Origin of the sequence: Bacillus sp. EKM208B (assembly GCF_011800725.1) — a bacterium.
In the GTDB taxonomy this organism is placed as follows: Bacteria; Bacillota; Bacilli; order Bacillales; family Bacillaceae; genus Bacillus; species Bacillus velezensis.
Window position 1 is genome coordinate 210,761 of record NZ_JAANHO010000004.1, and the last position, 23,093, is coordinate 233,853.

Here is a 23,093-nt window from a genome sequence, read left to right on the forward strand (position 1 = left end):
CCATTCCCCCTAATCCTCGTCCAGCCAGCTTCGAAGCAATTTAGCAAAGTCTTCCGGTTTTTCTTTAGCCATTTTTTCAAGCTGTTTTCGTCTGACTGTTTCTTCCGTTTCAATTTTCTCTTCGTTGATATCAGGCAATCGAACCGGCTCCGGCGGCGTTTCATATTCATATTCTTCGTATTCATCCTCTTGTGAGCGTTTCTTTCTGATAAGGAGAATAATAAGCAGAATAATGGCCGCAAGCAGTACGCCGCCTGTAATGTATACCCAGATCGGAAGACCTGAAGATTGTGCCGAATCTGTGTTCAGGCTTGTTTTTCCGTCAAACGGCTGAACGGATACAACGATTTTATTGTTGATATCATTGTCTGTCAGGTTTTGATTTTGCGTTTCGTTTTTATCAAGAGACGTTCTGACGACCGTTCCTAAAATCTTCTGTATATCAGCCTGTCTCTGTGCTGATAAGGAAGCGGCATTTTTCGGATTAGGCGGCTCCACCATGACCTGAATGCCTAAATCACGCACTTTATACGGGCTTTCAGCGATTTCTTTATGAATGCGGTTGACTTCATAGTTGATTTTATTGCTGCTTTTTTCGTAGTCGCCGCTGTTTGAACCGCTGTTTGAACCGCCGTTTGTCTCGGCATAGTTCGCGGTGTCATTGCTTCCCGTTCCGGCCGTGCCGCCGTTGGCCGCGCCGTCGCCTTTATACGTTTCCGCAACTTTTTCGGCGCTTACCGCTATGCCTTCCATGTTATCTTTATCGACAGGTTCGACAGTGTCTTCAGTGCGTTTTTCCTTCGTGAAGTCAATATCCGCCGTCACGGAAACAACGACCTTATCCTGCCCCATCATTGTGCCGAGCAGTGACTGAACATGTTTTTGAACGTCCTTTTCGACCTGCGACTTAATACCTTGCTGAGAAGCATAACTGTCAGAAACGGACCCTGCACCGCTGTCACTTTTGTCATAATATGTAGAATTTTGATCCATTATGACGATATTATCTTCTTTTAAGTTCGGAACACTTTTAGAAACAAGATGGTACAGCCCGTTGATCTGGTTTTGATCAAGCGAGTAGCCCGGTTTCATCTGCAAAACGATTGATGCAGACGCTGCCGGCTGATCTTCACCGACGAACACGGCTTCTTTCGGCATATTGATCATGACCTTCGAGCTTTTAATACCGTCCATTTCATTTATCAGGTTTGACAATTCGGTCTGAGTCGCCTCAACCTTTAAAACGTCAAACTCATTATCCGTCAGGCCGAAGCCCGCATTTTGTCCGAAAAACGAATAATCAATTGATCCCGTTTTCGGCAGGCCTTCTGCGGCAAGCTGGACTTTAAGCGAATCCACTTGGCTCTCAGGAACCTTAATGACCGTGCCGCCGTCAGCAAGTTCAGAAGACACCTTTTTCGTATCGAGCTCTTCTTTAATCTTCCCCGCTTCTTCCGCGGACAAATCTTTATAAAGAGGCACCATCTTTTCAGACGAAGTAAAAATAATAACGACGATGAGTAAAATAATGAATGCGGCCAAGCCGCTTACCATGAGTATCTTCTGTGTTTTTGATCTGTTGTTCCAAAACGCTGCCGTTTTGGTTTTCATTTGCATTAGAGTACGATTCATGTTAACCCCCGGTCATTCCAGTCATTCTCTTCAATCTGACCACTACATCTGCATTCTCATGATCTCCTGATAGGCTTCCACGGCTTTATTGCGGAATTCGGTAGCGGCCGTCAGAGAAATATTTGCTTTTTGGGCAGCGATCATGACCTCGTCAAGGTTTACATCCCTTCCTGCAGCCAGTTCGTTCGTTATTTGGTCAGATTTCACTTGTGACTCATTTAACGAATCAATAGAGTTTTTTAAAAGCTCCGAAAAGCTTGTTTGGTTTGAAGAATCAGTTTTTTGAGTTTGGTTTAATTGATTCGTTACGTTTTGAGTGTTTTGGGTTTGTTGAAGCTGAAAAGGAGTAATAGCGTTAACCACTTACATCACCTTACTTTCCGATTTCTAAAGCCTTCAAAAGCATGCCTTTGGAGGCGTTTAATGCAGTTACGTTTGCTTCATATGATCTCGAGCTGCTGACAAGATCCACCATTTCCTTTAATGGATCTACATTTGGTTTTTGTACATATCCGTCTTTATTCGCATCAGGATTCTCCGGATCATAAACGAGATTAAAAGCGGACGGGTCTTCCGTAACACCAGATACCTTTACGCCATTTCCCGCGCTTCCTGTTCCGTTCATCTTGGAATGTAAAAGGGACGAAAATGATTCGCCTCCGGATTGGAGAGATACCAGCTTTCTTCTGTAAGGCACCCATTCGCCATTTACCTGCTTCGCTCTCGTTGTATCCATATTGGCCAGGTTGGACGATACGACGTCCATCCGGACACGCTGTGCAGTTAAAGCGGAACCAGAAATATTTAAGCTTTGAAAGCCACTCATTATTTTCCTCCTGTCAAGACGGTTTTCAGAGAATTGAATTTGCCGCTCATTCTTTCAACCAAAGCCTGATAATTAATTTGGTTTTCGGCTAAATCTGTCATTTCTTTGTCGATATCGACATTGTTTCCGTTTTGCTGGTACGATGTATCACTGCTGGACACGATAGAATAATCGTCCCCCGAACCCGTAAAGTCAACGTGCCGATAGTCGGTTTTTACAGCCTCAAGATTGGATGTTTCCTGATCTAACAAATTTCGGAAAGAGACTTTTTTTGCCTTATAGTTCGGTGTATCTATATTGGCGATATTATTAGTTAAGACTTTTTGCTTAATGTCCGCTCTCCCCAAGGCATTCTCAAGATTTTGTATAGTTCCAGAAAATAAGTCCAAATCCACTTACCTCCATTTCAGATATTTTTCTCCTAAAAATCCTTGTCGAGAATTGTAAAACCATATGCTTATTGTAAGAAATAACAGGCTTAAAGTCTATGAAGTTAGGCTAAAAAAAAGTGCTCAATTATATCTATTTTGCATGTGGGTATTAAGTCCTAGAATATTTGTACTACAAGGATTTGTTTAATATAAGACTGAAAATAGCAGAATTTCTGTATCTTCCTCCTTTTTTCACACAGCAAGATGGATTATCTCAGATCAGATTCCAATAAGCAACTTTAAACTGCAACTTTTCACCTATTGTCCATAAAAAAAGCAGGACCCCATTTTTAGGGATCCTGCTTTTGTCTTAATGAGATTTAAGGTTTTCCAATTCAATAAGGAATTTGTTGTTCAGAACTTTAATGTACGTCCCCTTCATTCCCAGTGATCTGGATTCAATGACGCCTGCGCTTTCCAGTTTTCTCAGCGCGTTAACGATTACTGAACGCGTAATGCCGACACGGTCCGCAATCTTACTTGCCACAAGCAAGCCTTCGTTTCCGTCAAGCTCTTCAAAGATATGCTCAATCGCTTCAAGTTCACTGTAAGACAGAGAACTGATCGCCATTTGAACAACCGCTTTGCTTCGCGCCTCTTCTTCGATTTCTTCCGCTTTTTCTCTTAAAATCTCCATTCCTACAACGGTTGCTCCGTATTCAGCAAGAATGAGATCATCATCTTCAAATTGATCCTGCAGACGGGACAGAATGAGCGTGCCCAGTCTCTCTCCTCCGCCGATGATCGGCACGATCGTTGTTAAGCCCGCTTGGAACAGGTCTCTGTTTTCTACAGGAAACGCCGTGTATTCGCTGTTGATATCAAGGTTTGAAGACGTCTCCGGAACATTGAACAGATTTCTCGTGTACTCTTCCGGGAACTGGCGGTCTTCAAGCATTTTTTTCATGCGGTCATTTTCAATCTGCTGATTAATAGAGTAGCCCAAAAGCTTTCCTCTGCGGCTGACGACGAAAATATTAGAATCAATGACGTCACGAAGCGTTTCAGCCATTTCTTTAAAGTTTACGGGTTTGCCTGCCGCAGCCTGCAGCATGCTGTTAATAATTCGTGTTTTTTGTAGTAAAGCCATGATAAATAATCCTCCTAGAATTCCTCTTATTAAATTTTCACAATATAAATTGACTTAGATCTTTGTTGTTTGCAATCGTTCCGAGCTTTTCTTCAACGTATTGCGGCGTGATGGCTACTTTTTCCATCGTTACGTCCGGCGCTTCAAACGACAGGTCTTCCAAGAGACGTTCCAATATCGTGTGAAGCCTTCTCGCTCCGATGTTGTCCGTATCCTGATTCACATGATAAGCCACTTCGGCGATCTTACGAATAGCTTCGTCAGAAAATTCAAGAGATATACCTTCTGTCTGCAATAAAGCCTGATATTGTTTTAACAGCGCGTTATCGGGTTCGACGAGAATCTTCACAAAATCATCTACCGTCAGCTTGCTCAATTCTACACGAATCGGAAAGCGGCCCTGCAGCTCCGGAATCAGATCAGACGGTTTTGCCATATGGAATGCCCCGGCTGCGATAAACAGCACGTGATCTGTTTTGACGGAGCCGTATTTCGTGACGACGGTAGAGCCTTCGACAATCGGAAGGATATCTCTTTGAACGCCTTCTCTCGATACATCTGCTGAGGAAGAAGCCCCTCCGTTTTTTGCGATTTTATCTATTTCGTCAATAAAGATAATGCCGCCCTCTTCAGCTCTTAACACGGCCTCTTGGCCGACTTCATCCATATCGATTAATTTGCCTGCCTCTTCATTGGTCAGAACCTTCCTTGCTTCTCTGACCGTCATTTTGCGGCGTTTTTTCTTTTTTGGCACCAGATTGCTCAGCGCATCCTGCATATTCATGCCCATCTGCTCCATCCCGGAGCCTTGCAGCATGTCAAACATCGACGGCTGCTGCTCTTCCACCTCTACGGAGACGTAATGGTCTTCGAGCTCTCCCAATGCGAGCTGATGCGCCATGCGTTTTCTTTTTTCTTCAAGGCTTGCTTCTTCCTGCTGGTCGGCTTCATCATCATTTGCTACCTGGCTTCCTCCGAAAAGCATTTCAAACGGATTTTTCACACCCGCTTGTTTTTTCTTTCCCGGAACGAGAAGCCGCACTATACGTTTGTTTGCATTTTCTTCAGCCTGTTCTTTCACTTCGCTGATTTTTTCTTCTTTAATGAGCCGCACGGATGTCTCAACGAGGTCCCTGACCATTGATTCAACATCTCTGCCTACATAGCCGACTTCTGTAAATTTTGTCGCTTCAATTTTTATAAATGGCGCACCGGTAAGCTTGGCGATCCGTCTGGCGATCTCTGTTTTCCCCACCCCGGTCGGGCCCATCATCAGGATGTTTTTGGGAACGATCTCGTCTCTCAGTTTTTCATCAAGAAGACTTCTGCGATAGCGGTTTCTTAATGCCACGGCGACAGCTTTTTTCGCATCCTGCTGTCCTACAATGTATTGATCCAACCGATCTACGATTTGTCTCGGTGTTAACGGTTTGTTTTCCATGCGCCTCAAGTCCTTTCTATTCAAGTTCTTCCAAAATGATCTGATCGTTTGTGTACACACAAATCTCGCCCGCGATTTTCAAAGCGGCTTTTGCAATATCTTTGGCGGACAGATTCTCTCCGGCATAGGTTTTCAGCGCTCTTCCTGCTGACAGGGCGTAGTTTCCGCCGGAGCCGATTGCCAAAATGCCGTCATCCGGCTCAATCACTTCACCTGTTCCCGATACGAGAAGCAAGGTATCCTGGTTCATGACAATCAGCATGGCTTCCAGCTTACGCAGCACTTTATCGCTGCGCCATTCTTTCGCAAGCTCAACCGACGCACGTTTTAAATTGCCGTTGTATTCTTCAAGCTTCGCCTCAAACATTTCAAAAAGTGTGAAAGCGTCTGCAACAGATCCCGCAAATCCGGCCAGAACCTTTCCGTTAAACAGCTTTCTCACTTTTCTCGCGGTATGTTTCATGACTACAGCCTGACCGAATGTGACCTGGCCGTCTCCTGACATAGCGCTTTTCCCGTTATGCCGGACGGCAAAAATCGTTGTCGCATGAAAAGATGACATGAGAAGGGCCTCCTTTTAATTTTCTTTAAAAGCTCTCGGGTGGTGGGACATATATGTGTTTCTCAGCATTTCCTTCGATACATGCGTGTATATCTGCGTAGAAGACAGATTGGAATGGCCCAAAAGCTCCTGGACGCTTCTTAAATCAGCCCCTTCATTCAGCAGATGAGTCGCAAACGTGTGCCGAAGCATATGCGGGTGTATATGTAAAGTGCCGGATGCTTTTTTTACAAGCCCGCTTAAAATATACCGGATTCCTCTGGCGGTCAGCGGGCCGCCTCTTTGATTGACAAACAGCACATCATGAGGCTCTTTTGCTTTTTCAAGCAGGCACTGCCTTCCGCTGTTGATATACAGCTCCAGCGCATCACGGGCATATGAGCCGAACGGGATATAGCGCTGCTTCTTGCCTTTCCCGTGAACGAGCACCGTATCCATGAACAGGTCAAGATCGCCGACAGTAAGCGTACAGCACTCACTGACCCTCATTCCGGTCGCATAAAGAAGCTCAAGCAGGGCCTGATCGCGCATCCCTGACGGCTGACTTCTGTCTGAAACAGCGAATAGTTCCTCAAGTTCTTTTTCATAAAGAAACTTCGGAATCCGTTTCTCTTGTTTCGGCAGATGAACAAGCTGAAACGGATTCTCTTCAACAAGCTTTTCCCTCATTAAAAATTTATAGAAGCTTCTCAAAGCTGAAATTTTCTTGCTGATTGTTTTTCTTGACAGGCCTTTTTCATAAGCCTCTGTCAAAAATATTCTCACATCATGATATGCAGCTTCTTTCATTCCATTTATATTTTGAGCATGCAGAAACATCCCAAATTCTTCAATCGAATTAACATAATTCACAATAGTATATTGTGAATAATTTTTTTCAATTTGTAAATATTCAACGAATAACTTTAAAAAAAAGTTAACATTCTCAGTCATTATGAAGACCTCCCTCTCCGAAGGGCTTTTAAATGGTATCATATAATGCATCGAAGTTGCAATGAAAAGCTATATCGTTTTCGAAATAGTTTGAATAGTCTCAATTGCGCGTTTAGCGTATTCTTCATTTCGTTCTTTTTTGTTTTTAATTTTTACAGGCAATTCTTTTAAGAGGCCGAAGTTTGCATTCATCGGCTGGAAGTTCTTCTGATTTGTCGTCGTAATGTAGTGAGCCATGCTTCCGATCGCCGTCTCCTGCGGGAATGTCACAAGATCCTGACCGAGCACAAGTTTGGCGGCATTGATTCCCGCTACAAGACCTGAAGCGGCAGATTCAACATAACCCTCTACGCCGGTCATTTGGCCCGCGAAAAACAGATCGTTCCGCTGTTTAAATTGATATGTCGGGTTCAAAAGGCTCGGCGAGTTGATAAATGTGTTTCTGTGCATGACGCCGTATCTGACGATATCAACATTTTCAAGGCCGGGGATCAGTTTAAGCACTTCTTTTTGGTCTCCCCATTTTAAATGTGTCTGAAAACCTACAATATTATAAAGCGTACCCGCCGCATCATCCTGTCTGAGCTGAACGACTGCATAAGGGCGCTTGCCTGTTTTCGGATCTTCCAGTCCGACCGGTTTCATCGGTCCGAACAGCATTGTTTTCTTGCCTCTTTTCGCCATGACTTCAATCGGCATGCAGCCTTCAAAGAAGATTTCTTTTTCGAATTCTTTTAAAGGTACCGTCTCAGCCGTCGTCAATGCTTCATAGAAACGGTCGAACTCTTCCTCTGTCATCGGGCAGTTTAAGTACGCCGCTTCTCCCTTGTCATAACGGGATTTTAAGTACACTTTCTCCATATCAAGGCTGTCTTTTTCGACAATCGGCGCCGCCGCGTCATAAAAATACAGATACTCTTCTCCCGTGAGCTCTTTCAGCTGCTGTGAAAGCGATTCTGACGTAAGCGGTCCGGTCGCGATAACCGTCGGGCCTTCCGGAATCTCTGTTACTTCCTCAGTAAGAACCGTTACGTTCGGATGGTTTTTCACGAGATCCGTCACGCTTTGCGCAAATTCATGACGGTCAACGGCAAGCGCTCCCCCTGCCGGAACCGAGCATTTATCAGCAGATTGAATGATTGCCGAGTCAAGCGCCCGCATTTCTTCTTTTAATACGCCTACCGCATTGGCGAGTGTATTTGAACGGAGGGAGTTGCTGCATACCAGTTCGGCGAATTTATCAGTATGATGGGCTGCCGTCTGCCTGACGGGCCGCATTTCATATAGTTTCACTTGAATTCCTCGTTTTGCAAGCTGCCATGCCGCTTCACTTCCGGCAAGGCCTGCTCCGATTACATTAACTGTTTGCTGGTTCATTTCTTTTCATCTCCTGTTGTTTGTCCCTTCCACACAAAGAAGGTGAGCAAGGCTCTGCTCACCGCTACTTCTGTGGTTCTTCCTTATAATCGCATTCGACGCATTGGACTTGTATGCCTTTTTTAAGCTTTTTCTCTACGAGCATATTTTCACATTTCGGGCATTTTCGTTCAATCGGTTTGTCCCAAGATACGAAGTCGCATTCAGGATAACGGTCACAGCCGTAAAAGACGCGTTTCTTTTTTGATTTTCGTTCGACAATGTTTCCTTCATGGCACTTAGGACATTTTACGCCGATTTGTTTGACAATCGGTTTTGTATTCCGGCAGTCAGGGAAGTTGGAGCACGCCATAAATTTGCCGTATCGGCCCATTTTATAAACCATCCGGGAGCCGCATAATTCACAATCTTCATCGGCGTATTCAGGTTCGATTTCCACTTCTTTCATTTCGGCTTCCGCTTTTTTCACGCGTTTTTCGAAGTCGGTGTAGAAGCTGTCAATGATTTGAACCCATTCTGTCTGGCCATCTTCAACATGGTCAAGGTCTCTTTCCATTTTAGCCGTGAATTCAACGTTGATGATTTCCGGGAAAAACTCCATGATAAGATCCAGCACGATCTGCCCAAGCTCAGTCGGCACAAACCGTTTATTGTCTAATCCCACGTAACCGCGGCGCTGGATGGTGTCAAGAGTCGGCGCATATGTCGAAGGACGGCCGATCCCCAGTTCTTCAAGTGTTTTAACCAGGCGCGCCTCTGTATAACGCGGAGGCGGCTGAGTAAAGTGCTGCTCAGGCTCAATATCTTTCGATAAAACCGTGTCTCCCTCTTTAAGGTCCGGAAGCATGCGGTCTTTTTCTTCCAGCTGATCGTCTTTACCCTCTACATAGACTTTCATGAAGCCGGCGAATTTGACTTTACTTCCGTTTGCCCGGAATGTCAATCCGTTATTGCTGAGATCGACGCTCATCGTATCTAGGACTGCAGGCGCCATCTGGCTTGCAACAAAGCGCTCCCAAATCAGCTTGTATAATCTGAGCTGGTCTCTTCCAAGCACCGCTTTTAAGTCGGCAGGTTTTCTGAGCACCGAAGTCGGGCGGATCGCTTCGTGGGCATCTTGAGCATTTTCATTTTTCTTTGCCGGTTTCCGTTTTCCCGCTAAGTACTCTTTTCCGTACGCCTGATCAATAAAAGCTGACGCTTCTTCAACGGCTGTATTGGAAATCCGCGTTGAGTCCGTTCTCATATACGTGATGAGCCCGACTGTCCCTTCTTTGCCGAGATCAATTCCTTCATATAATTGCTGAGCGATCATCATCGTTTTCTTCGCTCTGAAATTCAGCTTCCTGGCAGCCTCCTGCTGCAGAGTGGACGTTGTAAACGGCAGAGCGGGATTTCGTTTGCGCTCTTTTTTCGTAACCTTGTCAACTGTATACTTATTCCCTTTCAGCTGAGCAAGGACGGCTTTTACGTCTTCTTCGCTTTTTAAAGGAAGCTTTTTGCCGCTTTTCCCGAAAAATCCGGCTTCAAACGTCTCTTTTCCCTTTAAAAATGAGCCGGTAATCGTCCAGTACTCTTCAGGTTTAAAGTCGTTGATTTCCTTTTCCCGGTCGATGATCAGCCGGAGTGCAACGGATTGCACACGGCCCGCACTGAGGCCTTTTTTTACTTTTTTCCAAAGAATCGGGCTGATTTTGTATCCGACGAGTCTGTCTAGTATGCGGCGCGCCTGCTGCGCATCGACAAGATCCATATTAATCATGCGCGGATGTTTAAATGATTCTTTAATGGCGTCTTTCGTTATTTCATTAAAGACGACCCGGCAGTCCGAGCTGAGATCCAGATCAAGGCTGTGTGCGAGATGCCATGCAATCGCTTCCCCTTCTCTGTCGGGGTCGGCCGCGAGATAGACTTTTTTTGCTTTCTTTGCCGCTGTTTTTAATTCTTTTAAAACAGGGCCTTTTCCGCGGATCGTAATATATTTCGGTTCAAAGTTCTGTTCGATGTCAACTCCCATTTGACTTTTCGGAAGATCCCGGACATGTCCCATTGAAGCTTTGACTTTATATTTCTTCCCTAAATAACGTTCAATCGTTTTCGCCTTTGCCGGCGATTCCACGATGACTAGATAATCAGACATTTTCATCCCCCTCAAGAGGTGTTCTCTCTCTTTTCAAGTATCAATTCATTTTAGAGCTGCCTTTTTATGGCTTTCAACATTTCATTCTTTATGATGAACGTCATTTTATACATGAAAATAATGTGCAACTTTAAATCCTCACTATTATTAAATATTACAATACCGTTTGTCAAACGATATTTCAAAAGGGTTCCGTATACTGAACGCATCGGGCGGTCAGCTCTCCGTCAATATCCTCTGCGCATAATACAGCTTTCGCCCCTTCTTGAATGAGTTTTATAGGTCCTCCGGAATATGGATTAAATATGGAACCCGGAACGGCAAATACCTCTCTGCCTTGATCGAGAGCCTGGTAAGCTGTGATTAATGAACCGCTTTTTTCTTTTCCCTGCACGACCACAATTCCTTCACTTAGTCCGCTGATTATGCGGTTTCTCATCGGAAAGTGCCATTTTTTCGGCTTTGTTTCAGGAGGATGTTCTGAGAGTAGGAGATGGTGTTCAGCCATGTATTCTGCTAACAGGAGATTTTCCCGGGGATAGATATGATGGAATCCGCCGGCTATCACGCCGATCGTAAGCCCTTTTGCCCTGATGCTCGCCTTATGAGACAATCCGTCTATACCGGATGCAAGCCCGCTTACAATGACCCAGCCTTTTTTTGAGAGTTCGGCGGAAAGATGCCCAGCCGCTTTTATTCCGTCTTCCGTCGGTTTCCGCGTTCCTACAATCCCGATTTTTCTGCCTTTTTCAAGAAGCAGCGTGTTCCCTTTTGCATACAAGACAGCCGGCGGATCATAAATCGCTTTAAGCCATGTTGGATAGCGGCTTGATGAAATCGGAATGACAGTAATGCCTTTGCGGCGGTAATCGGACAGAACTTCATCAAGTTCCGGTTCCTTGCGCTCTATTTCCCGAAAAATTGCTTCCGGGGCTGTTTTCCCTTCTGATAAAACAGTTAATGGATGCGGATCCGGTAAAAAAGACAGAGAGTGATCAGCTTTCCACCATTTTAATAGAAGAGACGGGGAAATGATTTGATTAATACTGCAGACCATTAAACAGCGCGATGCTTGATCCAAATCTGGCAACCTCCTCTTTTTTCAGCAAAAACAGGAACAGCCGTTACGGCTGCCCCTGCTTCGATCAGTGCGTTTTGCACGTTTCAAATAAGCCTTTTTCTTTTAACACCTTAATCAGCGTTTCACCCATTACAGAAGGGGTTTCCGCGACTTCAATTCCGCAGGCGTTCATCGTTTTGACTTTTTCTTCTGCCGTGCCTTTTCCTCCGGAGATGATGGCGCCCGCGTGGCCCATGCGTTTTCCCGGAGGCGCGGTTTTACCGCCGATAAAGCCGACAACAGGCTTCGTCATGTTCGCTTTCACCCACTCAGCCGCTTCTTCTTCAGCTGTGCCGCCGATTTCTCCGATCATGATGACGGCATGTGTTTCAGGATCTTCATTGAACGCTTTTAACACGTCAATAAAGTTCGTGCCGTTGACCGGATCGCCGCCGATCCCTACAGCGGTAGATTGGCCTACGCCGGCTTCTGAAAGCTGATGGACGGCCTCGTATGTCAATGTTCCTGAACGGGATACAACGCCTACATGGCCCTTTTTATGAATGTATCCCGGCATAATGCCGATCTTGCATTCTTCAGGTGTAATAACACCCGGGCAGTTCGGCCCTATTAATCTCGTTTTCTTGCCTTCCATAAAGCGCTTCACCTTCACCATGTCCAAAACCGGAATGTGCTCAGTGATACAAATGACAAGATCAATTTCCGCGTCAACCGCTTCCATAATTGCGTCCGCCGCAAACGGAGCCGGCACGTAAATAACTGACGCATCAGCGCCCGTTGTATGAACCGCTTCTGCGACCGTATTGAATACCGGTACGCCTTCCGCTTCCGTTCCGCCTTTTCCAGGTGTTACACCGCCAACGATATTCGTGCCGTATTCCAGCATCTGCTTTGTATGAAATAAAGCGGTAGAACCTGTAATCCCCTGTACAATAACTCTTGTATCTTTATTGATAAAAACACTCATTATCTGGTCCCCTGCCTTTCATTCTTTCCTAAACTAAGGATACGATTTTCTGTGCGCCGTCTGCCATTGATTCCGCAGATGTGATGTTTAAGCCTGATTCATTCAGGATTTTCTTTCCTAAATCTACGTTTGTCCCTTCAAGGCGCACGACCAGCGGCAATGTCAATCCGACTTGTCTCGTCGCTTCAACAACGCCCTCGGCGATGACATCACACTTCATGATGCCTCCGAAAATATTAACGAAAATTCCTTTTACGTTTTGATCGGAAAGAATGATTTTAAAAGCTTCCGTAACTTTTTCTGCGGTTGCGCCGCCCCCGACATCAAGGAAGTTTGCAGGTTCTCCGCCGTAGTGTTTAATGATATCCATTGTAGACATTGCAAGACCCGCGCCGTTTACCATACAGCCGATATTTCCATCAAGGGAAATGTAGCTTAAATCGTATTTTGACGCTTCGATTTCTTTCGGATCTTCTTCATCTAAATCTCTGTATTCCATAATGTCTTTTTGTCTGTATAACGCATTGCTGTCGAAGTTCAGCTTAGCATCCAGCGCCATGACGTTTCCGTCCCCCGTAACGACGAGAGGGTTGATCTCGGCGATGGAGCAGTCCTTCTCAACAAATGCTTTGTATAAACCGAGCATAAATTTAGCGGCTTTGCCGACAAGCTCTTTCGGGATGTTAATTGCGAATGCAATTTCCCTTGCCTGATAGCCCTGAAGGCCGACAGCCGGATCAATTACCGCTTTTTTAATTTTTTCAGGTGTTTTTTCCGCTACTTCTTCAATCTCCGTTCCGCCTTCTTCAGACGCCATTAAAACGATTCTTGAAGTAGCGCGGTCAAGTACAAGCCCGACATAGTATTCCTTTTTAATATCGCAGCCTTCTTCAATAAGTAAGCGTTTTATTACTTGTCCGTCCGGACCCGTTTGATGTGTGACGAGCGTCTTGCCTAACAGTTCTTCGGCATACTCTTTCACTTCATCTTTTGTTTTTGCAATCTTTACCCCACCAGCTTTGCCGCGGCCGCCAGCATGGATTTGCGCCTTTACGACATAAACCGAGCTTGACAGGCTCTCTGCTTTTTCAACTGCTTCCTCTGCTGTAAAAGCCACTTTACCTTCAGGAACAGACACCCCGTATTTTCTGAGGACTTCTTTTCCCTGGTACTCATGGATATTCATTTCCCATCCTCCTAACTTATGTAGCAAAACTAAAAATAGACTGCGCTTTCATTCTATATAATACTGGAAGAATTGTCTAGGGTTCAAAACAAAATCTTTATATCCTTCCAAACATTCTAACTTTTATTTTATTGAAAATATAAATTTAAACGGAGTCCGGGAAATGAATGGTCCTTATTTTTCGTTTTTCAGGGTTTCGTCCAGTCTGTAAACAAATGAAAAAATTTCGGCAACGGTTTCATAAAGCGCCTCCGGTATCTGATCGTCAACCGTCAAATGGCGCATTAATTCGACAAGGGTTCTGTCTTCCTGAATGGGGACCCCAGCCTTCTCAGCTTCTTTTATAATATTTTCCGCCACGTGCCCCCTGCCTGTTGCGACAACCTTCGGGACTTGGTCTTTCTGCCGGTCGTAATGCAGGGCGACAGCTCTTCTTAACGGCGTTTGCTCTTTCATATTTTCACATCCACTTTTCTTCCGCCGTCTTTTTCTATAAACTCTTCCACAAGAGCGCTCTGGTCTTTCGGGCGCCGTTTTTTAGCCGTGACGCCTGACAGACTGAAGCCCGTTTCTTTTACGGCTTCTTTTAAAGCCGGTACGAGAGGGTCGATGGCCGCCTGAAGCTCAAAATCAGTCTCAACCGTAATAGTCATTACATTTTGCTGAATGATGCAGTCCACAACGGTTTCTTGCAGTGTTTCAAGATGCAGCAAAAACAGGAGCCTGCAATGTGACGGATCGAGTTTTCCGTCCGGCTTCTTCCGTCCTTTAAAGAGAACTGTGATGTCATTCTCATACGCGGACGCTCCCAGCGGAAATGACAGCACCATCTGCGTAAAAGAAGGGTTATGCTGCTCAATAAACAGCTGGCCGTTTAATTTATGAATAAGCGGTTCCGCCTCTTGTTTAACGGATTGGGGCGCTTCTTGAAGCGTCCGGACGGCTTGGAGGGCTGTTTTCAGCGCTTGTTTCTCCGGCTGCGGAGACACGCCTTTTTCAAGCGCTCTAATGAATGATAATTCATCACGCGTGCCCAGTCCTTTTTTGATTTTCTGCAAAAGGCTTAATACATCATGTTTTTCCGCATATTTCAATTCGGTGAGCTGAACGGCTTTTTCGAAAACAGCCGCCTCCTGTTCTGTCAAATGTGCTTTTTGAAGAACAGGTGCTGTTTTAAATGTTTTTTCTTGAGAAATGAAAGCCTTAATGATCTCCGCCGTTACTTTTACGGGACGGTTTTCAGTTTTTTCTGCCGAGGTCATTAATTTCTCTATAATCTGTTTTGCCGTTTTTTCAGGCAGTTCCGGATCTGTCCGTGCACTCGGAGGAGAAGGTTGGCTTGAGACTGCCTTTCTGTTTTCACGAGTCTCTCGGACAAATGGTGACTGTTTTGATTCCGTCCGTTCTCCTTCATCCATCAGCCCGGTTTCTGGGGTCGGCATGCGTGCAGCCTCGGCAAGCTTCTTCAAGAGACGTTCTGCATGAAGATCCGTTTCCGCGTTTAACACGTCAGAAACCGCCTCTTTGAGCACAGACAGCTCTTTTGCCGATTGCGGAGCCTGATTGATTGCCTGAAGCAGTCCTGAGAGGAGGCGCCGGGTCGGAACCGGATATTTAACGGCATGAATGGCTGACAAGACTTCCGGATGTGCGGGCAGTTCCCGTTTCAGCGCAAATACGATTGTTTCCGCCGCTTTTTTCAATTCGGCGGCCGGAAGCGATTCAGCCCAGCGGATGCAAGCTTTGAGGCTGTTTTCCGTCATCGGCAGCTTCTGCTGCATAAATGTTTCGGCAATCTGCAGAGACACAGGGCCCGGTTTGACAGAAAGAGCGTTTAACAGTCTTCCCGCCGCTTCCTGAACGGTTTTCGGGCTTCCTTCGAATTGGTCAATGACATGAAGCCGGCCCGTTTTTTCCGCCGGCTGTTTGTCATAAGAAAACCAGTAATACGCCTGCGGACGAAGGGCGGTTTCAAGTTTTCCCTGCATCGTCCGGCCGCCGATTTGGATAAGGGCGCTTTGATCGTCCAGCAAACGGAGAACCTTCCCTAACAGCAGCCTTTGAGCGCCGCTGTCTTTACCGCCGTCTTGCCGGTCCGGAGGGATTTCCGCCGTCAGCTGTCTGAAAGCCGCTTGGATTTCGCCGCTTATGTTCATGTCTTAAGCCTCTTTTCTAACAATAAGATTGAACGGGAGCGAACGTTTTTCGGTGAATAGTTGTCGGTCCGTATGCCTGAAGAGCTTCAAGATGTTCTTTCGTTCCGTAGCCTTTATTTTTTTCAAAGCCGTACATGGGGTAGGTTTTGGCGTACTCAGCCATGAGCCGGTCCCGCGTTACTTTTGCGATGCAGGCTCCGGCGGCAATTGACACGCTTTTGGCATCCCCTTTTATAACTGATGACTGCGGAATGTCAAGCGGAAGGGTCATGGCATCAACAAGCAGATAATCAGGTGTTTCCGTTAAAGCATTGACGGCTTTTACCATCGCCAGTCTCGCGGCCTCATAAATGTTGATCCGGTCAATGACGTCCGCATGGACAATGCCGACTCCTACAGCCGCCGCTTCTTCCGTGATCCGGCTGTAATACTCCTCGAGCTTCTTTTCCGACAATTTCTTCGAGTCCGTGAGACCGAGAATCTCGCATTCTGCCGGCAAAATGACGGCGCCGGCGACAACCGGTCCGGCAAGCGGCCCTCTTCCGGCTTCGTCAACACCCGCAATCAGGCGGAAGCCCTTTTTGGATGACAGTCTTTCGTATGCCGTCATGTTCAGCCATTGCTCTTTAAGAGCTTTTTCCTTCGCGTGCTTTTTCAGCCATTGCTCTAAAAGCGTCTGTACGCTTTTTCTCGGGTCTTTCTCACATTGGGCAAGGAAGGGGTCGCTTTCGTCCCTGACCTCTTGCAGGCGTTCTTTTACGCTTTTTACGGTTAATGAATTCACGTTCTCTTCTCCCTTACATTATGTATATCGGTGTTCTGCGGAAAAAATAAAGACCCGCATCGCTGCGCGTCTTTATTCTGATGGTGTTTCAAATGAAAGCCTGCCGAATTTTTCCGTCCGGATGTCCCGAATGATGACTTCCGTTGTTTTATCATAGTCAACCATTCCGCCGCCCATCAAACAGCCGCGTTTTTCACCGATCGCGTCGAAAAGAGCGGCGATATCCTCAGGGATTTCCTGAAGTCCGTAGCGCTCCTTCAAGCGGTCGGGATAATGCTCTTCCAGAAAGCGCAGCCCGAAGACGGCCACATCCTGCAGGTTGATAATCGTATCTTTAATCGCCCCGGTGATCGCCAGGCGCAAGCCGACAAGCTCATCTTCAAATTTAGGCCATAAAATTCCCGGTGTATCGAGCAGCTCTAATTCCTTGCCTACCTTTACCCACTGCTGTGAAGTGGTAATGCCGGGCCTGTCTCCCGTCTTGGCAATGTTTTTCTTGGCCAGCCGGTTAATGAGCGTAGATTTGCCGACATTCGGAATGCCGATGATTAATGCGCGGATTGCTCTTGGCCTAATGCCTTTTGCTTTCATTTTATCGAACTTATCTTTCAGCAGCTCTTTCGAGGACGGCACGATTTGATGCAGTCCCTGCCCGTTAACGGAGTTTATTGAAAGAGAGGGAATGCCCTGTTCCTGAAAGTGGTCCTTCCACTGGGCAGTCACAGCCGCATCCGCCTTATCGGCTTTATTTAAAAGCATAATGCGCGGCTTATTTTTTAAAATCTCCTCAATCATCGGATTTCTCGATGACATCGGGATTCTCGCATCTACCAATTCGTATACGATATCAATTAATTTCAGTTTTTCTGTTACTTCCCGTCTCGCTTTAGCCATATGGCCCGGGAACCATTGAATGGTCATGTGACTTCGACACCTGCCTTATTTACCGGAACCGGATGTTCCGATGATCTCTTATGTATTTTACGTTGCTTGTTCCGCTTTTACAAATTTCATATAAAAAAAGAGCCTGTTACGGGTAACAAGCTCTTTTCGTTCGTTATCATTATCGTCTGATTTCTTTAATACGAGCCGCTTTTCCGCGAAGTTCACGCAGGTAGTAAAGCTTAGCGCGACGTACTTTACCGTAACGTACAACTTCGATTTTCGCGATTTTTGGTGTGTGTACAGGGAATGTACGTTCAACGCCAACACCGTAAGAAATCTTACGAACTGTGAACGTTTCGCTGATTCCACCACCACGACGCTTGATCACAACACCTTCGAAGATCTGGATACGCTCACGGTTACCCTCAACAACTTTTACGTGTACACGTAAAGTGTCACCAGGACGGAACGCAGGAAGATCAGTGCGAAGCTGTTCTTTTGTGATATCTTGAATTAGTTTTTGCATCGTTTTCAACTCCTTCCAACAGATGCTCTTGGCCACAACTGCAAGGCACAGCGGAACATCGTTTTCAAGCTTCTGAAGGATAAGCCTCCTTAAGCCACAAGTAGTATCTTATCATATCTTCATCGCCTGCGCAATAGAATCTATTCGTTTTCCCACTCGGAAATCCATTTTCTTTGCTCATCAGTGAGAGGATAGTTTTCAAGAAGATCCGGACGTCTTAAAAAGGTTCTTCTGATTGATTCTTTATTGCGCCATTCTTGTATTTTGGCATGGTTGCCGGACAGAAGGGTCTCAGGCACTTTTAAGCCTCTATAATCTGCAGGCCTCGTATAGTGCGGATGCTCTAAAAGCCCCGTGCTGAAGGAATCCTCCACGTGGGATGCTTCTTTTCCGAGGACGCCCGGCAAAAGCCTGACAACGCTGTCGGCGATCATCATGGCAGGGAGCTCTCCCCCGGTCAGCACAAAATCCCCGATGGAGATTTCATCAGTGACAAGATGTTCCCGGATCCGTTCATCATACCCTTCATAATGTCCGCAAATAAACATGAGATGTTCCTCTTCCGCCAGCTCCTCGGCTTTCTTCTGCGTATAACGCTCACCTTGCGGGCAGACGAGAATAATGCGCGGCTTGGCGTCCGTACCGGCTGTCAGCTTTTCAACCGCATCAAATACGGGCTGCGGCTTTAACACCATCCCGGCTCCCCCGCCGTACGGGTAATCATCAACCGTTTGGTGTTTATTATCCGAAAAAGCCCGGAAATTGATGACGTCAAAACGGACAGCCTCTTTTTCCTGTGCTTTTTGCAGAATGGATGAGCCGAGCACCCCTTGAAACATTTCGGGAAACAGTGTTAAAAAGTCGATTTTCATTCGTCTATTAACCCTTCCATTACATGAATCTTAATTTTTTTCTCATTTATATTAATATCCTTTACCACAGAAGCAATATACGGAATGAGCGCATCTTTTTTGCCTTTTCTTTGAACCACCCATACGTCATTAGCCCCGGGCGTCAAAATTTCCTTCACTGTGCCGATCAGTTCTCCGTCTTCTGACACAACCTCGCAACCGATGATTTCATGAAAATAAAATTCATCTTCTTCAAGCTCTCCCAAGTCTTCTTCAGGGACTTTGATCACCATGTTTCTCAGGTGCTCGACTTCATTGAGACTCGGCATTTCTTTGAATTGCAGCAGGTGAAACTGCTTGTGAAGCCTGTGGGCGCTGACCGTTACTTTGATTGGCTCCGCAGCCCCTTCCGCAAACAAATAGAGCGTATTGCCGGGCTTGTACCGTTCTTCGGCAAAGTCCGTTTTAGAAATGACCCGCACTTCGCCTTTAATGCCGTGGGTATTTACAATTTTGCCTACATTAAACCATCTGTTTGTCATATTATCACCTCGGGCGGATTTCAATTACTACCCCGTCTTTTATGACGATGGTATTTGCCGCTGTTTTTTCATGCCAGTTATCACCGACGTTGATTGAAAGCAGCGCATCGATCTCCTTTTCCTTCACTTCGCTTCCAAGCGGGAGCGACTCTGTCTGGCTTATTTGGAAATCGATCATTTTGATTTTGTCTTGTCTTTTTTCAATGGCTTTTTTAAAAGATTCCGCTACATCGGGATTCTGCTGATCTTTTTCATGTTTTCTAAGCTGAAAATAGAGCTGGCTGCATTCTCGTTCAAGCGTTTGCTTTTTTTCTGCAAAAGAGGCCAAAAGCTTTTCCTTGCTTTGCTCGGTCAGAACCTGCATAACGGTTACCCTGTGAATAATCTGCATAGGACCAGACTCCCCACTCTTCCAACATATTTCTGTTCATTTGCCTTTTTTACGTGTAAAAAAAGGGGAGGTGCCGGCCCTCTCCCTTTTTCAGTCAAATATTTCAAATTGAACTTTCTTAGAAGACTGTGCGCCAGCTGCAAAAACGACGGTTCGAATCGCTCTTGCAGTCCGGCCTTGCTTTCCGATAATTTTACCGGTATCTGACTTATTGACAGATAAGCGCAGCGCAATCTTTTGATCAGTCTCTTCCTTTGTGACCGTTATGTCTTCCGGATGGTCGACAAGCGGAGCCACAATGCTGACAATCAAATCTTCCAAGTTCTGATCAGTCATTACTTGCCTTGTTTAGCGTTGTGGAATTTTTCCATAATTCCTTGGCTTGAGAACAAGTTGCGGACTGTATCAGAAGGTTTAGCTCCTGTTTGAAGCCATTTAAGAGCAAGCTCTTCGTTGATTTTCACTTCAGCCGGCTTTGCAACCGGGTTGTATGTGCCGACTGTTTCGATGAAACGGCCGTCACGCGGTGAACGAGAATCTGCTACAACAATACGATAGAAAGGAGATTTTTTTGCTCCCATACGTTTTAAACGAATTTTTACTGCCATTTTACTAGCACCTCCGAAAATATTTCAACAAGATAGTATATTAACAATGATAAAAGTGTTTGTAAAGTGTTTTTTCTTAACAACGGTTTTATCATGTATAACCGATTACATAAAAGGTAATTTAAAGCCTTTTTTCTTCCCTTTTGTCATGTTGGTCATCTGCTTCATCATTTTTTTCATTTCCTCAAACTGCTTTAAAAGACGGTTGACTTCCTGAACGGATGTTCCGCTTCCTTTGGCAATCCGCTTCCGCCGGCTGGCGTTAATGATATCCGGCTGTTCTTTTTCAAGAACAGTCATTGATTTAATGATCGCTTCCACATGATTCAGCTGTTTTTCATCGACTTGGATGTTTTTTAAGCCTTTCATTTTGCCTGCGCCGGGCATCATTTGCAGCAGTTCGTCAAGAGGCCCCATGTTTCGGACCTGGCCGAGCTGCTCCAGAAAATCATCCAATGTGAAGCTCATCGTTCTCATTTTCTGCTCAAGCTCTTTGGCTTTGTCTTCATCAACGGTCGCCTGAGCTTTTTCAATCAGCGTCAGCACGTCACCCATTCCGAGAATCCGGGATGCCATCCGTTCAGGATGGAACGCTTCAAGAGCATCGAGCTTTTCTCCCATTCCGGCGAATTTAATCGGCGTTTCGGTGACCGCGCGGATAGAAAGCGCCGCACCTCCGCGGGTATCCCCGTCAAGCTTTGTTAAAATGACACCCGTTAAACCGAGCTGGTCATTAAAGCTTTTGGCGACGTTTACCGCATCCTGACCGGTCATTGAGTCGACGACAAGGAAAATTTCCTCAGGATTTGCGACTTCCTTTACGCCGGAGAGCTCATCCATCAGTTCATGATCGATGTGCAGCCGTCCGGCGGTATCTAAAATCACATAATCATGATGCTCTTCCTTCGCTTTTTCAATCGCCTGTCTGGCAATTTCCACCGGGCTGACCTGATCGCCAAGCGAAAAGACCGGCATATCAAGCTGTTTCCCCAGGGTTTCCAGCTGTTTAATCGCGGCGGGGCGGTAAATATCCGCAGCCACGAGCAGCGGTTTGCGATTATGTTTTTTGCGCAGCAGGTTGGCAAGCTTCCCCGTGGTTGTCGTTTTACCGGCACCTTGGAGCCCGACCATCATAATAACGGTCGGCGGGCGTTTGGCGACGGCAATTTTGCTTTCTTCGCCGCCCATCAGCTCGGTAAGCTCTTCTTTTACGACTTTAATAACCTGCTGACCGGGTGTCAGACTCTGCATAACGTCCTGTCCGACAGCCCGTTCACTTACTTTTTTCACAAAATCCTTTACGACTTTAAAGTTAACGTCAGCCTCAAGAAGCGCAAGACGAACTTCACGCATCATCTCTTTTACGTCTTGTTCGCTGACTTTTCCTTTTCCGCGGATTTTTGAAATCGTCTTTTGCAGTCGGTCGGCTAATCCTTCAAATGCCATTGTTTGCCGCCTCCTAATCTAATTTCTCAAGCGCTTCAATCAGAGCCGTCATTTTTTCCTCTTCCTGCAACCCGGAAGCAAGCTCTTTCAGCTTTGTAAACATTTCTTTACGCTCCTGAAACTTTTTAAAAAGGAGCAGTTTTTCTTCATATTGTTCAAGCATCGCTTCAGTCCGTTTGATGTTATCGTAAACGGCTTGCCTTGAAACGTCATACTCTTCGGCTATTTCACCAAGGGAGAAATCGTCCAGATAATAAAGCGACATATAGCTCTTTTGTTTTGACGTCAGCAACGACTGATAGAAGTCAAATAAATAGTTCATTCTCGTCGTTTTTTCGAGCGACATTTGAGCTCTCCCCTTTGTTAAGTCAAATCCCTTTACAAAAACTTAGTTTACATGGTTTCAGAGCGTGTGTCAAGTTTTTATCTTGTCAAAGCATGATGCTCTTTTTACATCATAAGTTTTTTCAAAAAAATTCATATAGACCGTCGTTAAAATACTCGAATTCTTGTTTTGATACACGGTAGCGGCAATAGCCTTCGTAAAAAGCATTGAGGCATGCTTCATTTGTGACAAAATGACTGATCGCTAATGATTCATCATATCGCGGATCTCCCGCCGATATTCCCGCAGCATCGATAAACAGATAGACCTCTCCGTCTTTCACCAGCACATTATCAGTCGTGCAGTCACCGTGAATCATTGTCTGCTGAACAGGAACAGGCCTGTACCTGTCCAATTCCTTCAAAAGCTCTGCACTTCCTTCAGCCTGTCCTTTTTTGACATATTCCCCGGCTCGTTTGATTTGCAGATCGAGCCAGTCTGTTTCCGGCTGTAAACCAGAGACCATGTCGGTTTCATGCAGCCGTTGCAGAAACCGGCCGAAACTTTTGATCAGCTTTTTCTTTTCAGTATCCCCTTTTGCTTTTCTTAAAGCCGAAGTCAGGGTGATTCCATCCTCAAATGACATGATGATATGGCTGGCATGCTGTTCCTGTATCATCCCATAATAAACAGGAACAGGCAGACGACGAGTTTCCGTCAGTTTTTGTAAAACGAAGGCTTCTCTCATTAACCATTCCCGATACTTCTGTTGAAAAGAACTTTTCAGCAGAAATGCGTCTTGACCGGTCACTATTTTTCGAACGGTTGAAGTGCCTCCCTGTTCATCCAACAGCGACATATGGTTTATTGCGCCGATCTTACTTTCCAATTCAGCTTTCAGCCATTTGTCCAA

26 protein-coding genes are annotated in these 23,093 nt (G+C 45.7%); all 26 read right to left on the minus strand.

Translation table 11 applies throughout. The features are described from left to right. Window positions 1-9: 9 nt before the first annotated feature. The 26 genes from fliF to G9F75_RS09120 all read right to left on the minus strand — a co-directional run bounded on the left by fliF (window position 10) and on the right by G9F75_RS09120 (window position 23,093). Entirely contained in the window at window positions 10-1,632 is a 1,623-nt protein-coding gene (gene fliF, locus G9F75_RS08995) for a flagellar basal-body MS-ring/collar protein FliF (RefSeq protein ID WP_167409061.1), read from the minus strand. Window positions 1,633-1,674: 42 nt separating this feature from the next. Beyond that, a complete protein-coding gene (gene fliE / locus G9F75_RS09000; protein ID WP_029973469.1) occupies window positions 1,675-1,995 on the minus strand; it encodes a flagellar hook-basal body complex protein FliE in 321 nt (106 codons plus the stop codon). Between the two features lie 10 nt (window positions 1,996-2,005). Next, window positions 2,006-2,458, minus strand: a complete 453-nt coding sequence (gene flgC, locus G9F75_RS09005) for a flagellar basal body rod protein FlgC (protein ID WP_015239851.1) — start codon at window positions 2,456-2,458, stop codon at window positions 2,006-2,008. Continuing rightward, window positions 2,458-2,847 carry a flagellar basal body rod protein FlgB gene (gene flgB / locus G9F75_RS09010; protein WP_003154260.1) on the minus strand — a complete coding sequence of 130 codons (390 nt, stop codon included), beginning with the start codon at window positions 2,845-2,847 and terminating at the stop codon, window positions 2,458-2,460. The genes flgC and flgB overlap by 1 nt, the downstream gene beginning before the upstream one ends. A 352-nt stretch (window positions 2,848-3,199) precedes the next feature. Next, window positions 3,200-3,979, minus strand: a complete 780-nt coding sequence (gene codY / locus G9F75_RS09015; RefSeq protein ID WP_003154263.1) for a GTP-sensing pleiotropic transcriptional regulator CodY — start codon at window positions 3,977-3,979, stop codon at window positions 3,200-3,202. A gap of 37 nt (window positions 3,980-4,016) precedes the next feature. Then, the gene (hslU, locus tag G9F75_RS09020; protein ID WP_061862191.1) at window positions 4,017-5,420 is read right to left on the minus strand and encodes an ATP-dependent protease ATPase subunit HslU; all 1,404 of its coding nucleotides are present in this window, start codon (window positions 5,418-5,420) and stop codon (window positions 4,017-4,019) included. A gap of 16 nt (window positions 5,421-5,436) precedes the next feature. After that, window positions 5,437-5,982 (minus strand): ATP-dependent protease subunit HslV, encoded by a 546-nt coding sequence (hslV, locus tag G9F75_RS09025; RefSeq protein WP_014417767.1) that lies wholly within the window; start codon window positions 5,980-5,982, stop codon window positions 5,437-5,439. 15 nt (window positions 5,983-5,997) lie between these two features. Next, entirely contained in the window at window positions 5,998-6,915 is a 918-nt protein-coding gene (xerC, locus tag G9F75_RS09030; protein WP_007409774.1) for a tyrosine recombinase XerC, read from the minus strand. A 69-nt stretch (window positions 6,916-6,984) separates the two neighbouring features. Further along, the gene (gene trmFO / locus G9F75_RS09035; RefSeq protein WP_012117550.1) at window positions 6,985-8,292 is read right to left on the minus strand and encodes an FADH(2)-oxidizing methylenetetrahydrofolate--tRNA-(uracil(54)-C(5))-methyltransferase TrmFO; all 1,308 of its coding nucleotides are present in this window, start codon (window positions 8,290-8,292) and stop codon (window positions 6,985-6,987) included. Between the two features lie 64 nt (window positions 8,293-8,356). Next, a complete protein-coding gene (topA, locus tag G9F75_RS09040; protein ID WP_014417765.1) occupies window positions 8,357-10,432 on the minus strand; it encodes a type I DNA topoisomerase in 2,076 nt (691 codons plus the stop codon). 181 nt (window positions 10,433-10,613) lie between these two features. Next, window positions 10,614-11,513 carry a DNA-processing protein DprA gene (gene dprA / locus G9F75_RS09045; protein ID WP_014417764.1) on the minus strand — a complete coding sequence of 300 codons (900 nt, stop codon included), beginning with the start codon at window positions 11,511-11,513 and terminating at the stop codon, window positions 10,614-10,616. A gap of 64 nt (window positions 11,514-11,577) precedes the next feature. Then, window positions 11,578-12,480, minus strand: coding sequence for a succinate--CoA ligase subunit alpha (gene sucD, locus G9F75_RS09050; protein ID WP_003154281.1), 903 nt, complete (start codon window positions 12,478-12,480; stop codon window positions 11,578-11,580). A gap of 28 nt (window positions 12,481-12,508) precedes the next feature. Beyond that, entirely contained in the window at window positions 12,509-13,666 is a 1,158-nt protein-coding gene (sucC, locus tag G9F75_RS09055) for an ADP-forming succinate--CoA ligase subunit beta (protein WP_003154283.1), read from the minus strand. A 174-nt stretch (window positions 13,667-13,840) separates the two neighbouring features. Next, window positions 13,841-14,122, minus strand: a complete 282-nt coding sequence (locus tag G9F75_RS09060) for a FlhB-like flagellar biosynthesis protein (protein ID WP_014417762.1) — start codon at window positions 14,120-14,122, stop codon at window positions 13,841-13,843. Continuing rightward, window positions 14,119-15,822, minus strand: a complete 1,704-nt coding sequence (locus tag G9F75_RS09065) for a hypothetical protein (protein ID WP_022553351.1) — start codon at window positions 15,820-15,822, stop codon at window positions 14,119-14,121. Before G9F75_RS09065 ends, G9F75_RS09060 begins: the two co-directional genes overlap by 4 nt. A 16-nt stretch (window positions 15,823-15,838) precedes the next feature. Beyond that, window positions 15,839-16,606, minus strand: a complete 768-nt coding sequence (locus G9F75_RS09070) for a ribonuclease HII (RefSeq protein WP_103526908.1) — start codon at window positions 16,604-16,606, stop codon at window positions 15,839-15,841. Window positions 16,607-16,678: 72 nt separating this feature from the next. Further along, entirely contained in the window at window positions 16,679-17,527 is an 849-nt protein-coding gene (ylqF, locus tag G9F75_RS09075) for a ribosome biogenesis GTPase YlqF (RefSeq protein WP_007611396.1), read from the minus strand. A 142-nt stretch (window positions 17,528-17,669) separates the two neighbouring features. Beyond that, the gene (gene rplS / locus G9F75_RS09080) at window positions 17,670-18,017 is read right to left on the minus strand and encodes a 50S ribosomal protein L19 (protein ID WP_003154288.1); all 348 of its coding nucleotides are present in this window, start codon (window positions 18,015-18,017) and stop codon (window positions 17,670-17,672) included. A gap of 140 nt (window positions 18,018-18,157) precedes the next feature. Next, entirely contained in the window at window positions 18,158-18,889 is a 732-nt protein-coding gene (gene trmD, locus G9F75_RS09085; protein ID WP_022553353.1) for a tRNA (guanosine(37)-N1)-methyltransferase TrmD, read from the minus strand. Continuing rightward, the gene (gene rimM, locus G9F75_RS09090) at window positions 18,886-19,410 is read right to left on the minus strand and encodes a ribosome maturation factor RimM (protein WP_017417769.1); all 525 of its coding nucleotides are present in this window, start codon (window positions 19,408-19,410) and stop codon (window positions 18,886-18,888) included. Before rimM ends, trmD begins: the two co-directional genes overlap by 4 nt. Window positions 19,411-19,414: 4 nt before the next feature. Further along, window positions 19,415-19,801 (minus strand): YlqD family protein, encoded by a 387-nt coding sequence (locus G9F75_RS09095; RefSeq protein ID WP_003154291.1) that lies wholly within the window; start codon window positions 19,799-19,801, stop codon window positions 19,415-19,417. A 90-nt stretch (window positions 19,802-19,891) separates the two neighbouring features. Then, window positions 19,892-20,137, minus strand: a complete 246-nt coding sequence (locus G9F75_RS09100) for a KH domain-containing protein (RefSeq protein ID WP_007611392.1) — start codon at window positions 20,135-20,137, stop codon at window positions 19,892-19,894. Then, window positions 20,137-20,409, minus strand: coding sequence for a 30S ribosomal protein S16 (gene rpsP, locus G9F75_RS09105; protein WP_003154296.1), 273 nt, complete (start codon window positions 20,407-20,409; stop codon window positions 20,137-20,139). Before rpsP ends, G9F75_RS09100 begins: the two co-directional genes overlap by 1 nt. A gap of 105 nt (window positions 20,410-20,514) precedes the next feature. Beyond that, window positions 20,515-21,855, minus strand: coding sequence for a signal recognition particle protein (gene ffh / locus G9F75_RS09110; RefSeq protein ID WP_007409763.1), 1,341 nt, complete (start codon window positions 21,853-21,855; stop codon window positions 20,515-20,517). Window positions 21,856-21,868: 13 nt separating this feature from the next. Beyond that, window positions 21,869-22,201, minus strand: coding sequence for a putative DNA-binding protein (locus G9F75_RS09115; RefSeq protein WP_003154299.1), 333 nt, complete (start codon window positions 22,199-22,201; stop codon window positions 21,869-21,871). Window positions 22,202-22,322: 121 nt separating this feature from the next. Next, complete coding sequence (locus G9F75_RS09120) at window positions 22,323-23,093, minus strand: phosphotransferase family protein (protein WP_072176998.1); 771 nt, start codon at window positions 23,091-23,093, stop codon at window positions 22,323-22,325.

Coding starts and splice junctions, on each gene's coding strand:
- sucC (WP_003154283.1), bottom strand. CDS start 13,666: ATGAATATCCATGAGTACCAGGGAAAAGAAGTCCTCAGAAAATACGGG.
- ylqF (WP_007611396.1), bottom strand. CDS start 17,527: ATGACCATTCAATGGTTCCCGGGCCATATGGCTAAAGCGAGACGGGAA.
- sucD (WP_003154281.1), bottom strand. CDS start 12,480: ATGAGTGTTTTTATCAATAAAGATACAAGAGTTATTGTACAGGGGATT.
- hslU (WP_061862191.1), bottom strand. CDS start 5,420: ATGGAAAACAAACCGTTAACACCGAGACAAATCGTAGATCGGTTGGAT.
- rplS (WP_003154288.1), bottom strand. CDS start 18,017: ATGCAAAAACTAATTCAAGATATCACAAAAGAACAGCTTCGCACTGAT.
- G9F75_RS09115 (WP_003154299.1), bottom strand. CDS start 22,201: ATGTCGCTCGAAAAAACGACGAGAATGAACTATTTATTTGACTTCTAT.
- flgC (WP_015239851.1), bottom strand. CDS start 2,458: ATGAGTGGCTTTCAAAGCTTAAATATTTCTGGTTCCGCTTTAACTGCA.
- hslV (WP_014417767.1), bottom strand. CDS start 5,982: ATGTCATCTTTTCATGCGACAACGATTTTTGCCGTCCGGCATAACGGG.
- G9F75_RS09095 (WP_003154291.1), bottom strand. CDS start 19,801: ATGCAGATTATTCACAGGGTAACCGTTATGCAGGTTCTGACCGAGCAA.
- rpsP (WP_003154296.1), bottom strand. CDS start 20,409: ATGGCAGTAAAAATTCGTTTAAAACGTATGGGAGCAAAAAAATCTCCT.
- G9F75_RS09060 (WP_014417762.1), bottom strand. CDS start 14,122: ATGAAAGAGCAAACGCCGTTAAGAAGAGCTGTCGCCCTGCATTACGAC.
- topA (WP_014417765.1), bottom strand. CDS start 10,432: ATGTCTGATTATCTAGTCATCGTGGAATCGCCGGCAAAGGCGAAAACG.
- codY (WP_003154263.1), bottom strand. CDS start 3,979: ATGGCTTTACTACAAAAAACACGAATTATTAACAGCATGCTGCAGGCT.
- trmD (WP_022553353.1), bottom strand. CDS start 18,889: ATGAAAATCGACTTTTTAACACTGTTTCCCGAAATGTTTCAAGGGGTG.
- G9F75_RS09100 (WP_007611392.1), bottom strand. CDS start 20,137: ATGACTGATCAGAACTTGGAAGATTTGATTGTCAGCATTGTGGCTCCG.
- trmFO (WP_012117550.1), bottom strand. CDS start 8,292: ATGAACCAGCAAACAGTTAATGTAATCGGAGCAGGCCTTGCCGGAAGT.
- G9F75_RS09065 (WP_022553351.1), bottom strand. CDS start 15,822: ATGAACATAAGCGGCGAAATCCAAGCGGCTTTCAGACAGCTGACGGCG.
- xerC (WP_007409774.1), bottom strand. CDS start 6,915: ATGACTGAGAATGTTAACTTTTTTTTAAAGTTATTCGTTGAATATTTA.
- rimM (WP_017417769.1), bottom strand. CDS start 19,410: ATGACAAACAGATGGTTTAATGTAGGCAAAATTGTAAATACCCACGGC.
- ffh (WP_007409763.1), bottom strand. CDS start 21,855: ATGGCATTTGAAGGATTAGCCGACCGACTGCAAAAGACGATTTCAAAA.
- fliF (WP_167409061.1), bottom strand. CDS start 1,632: ATGAATCGTACTCTAATGCAAATGAAAACCAAAACGGCAGCGTTTTGG.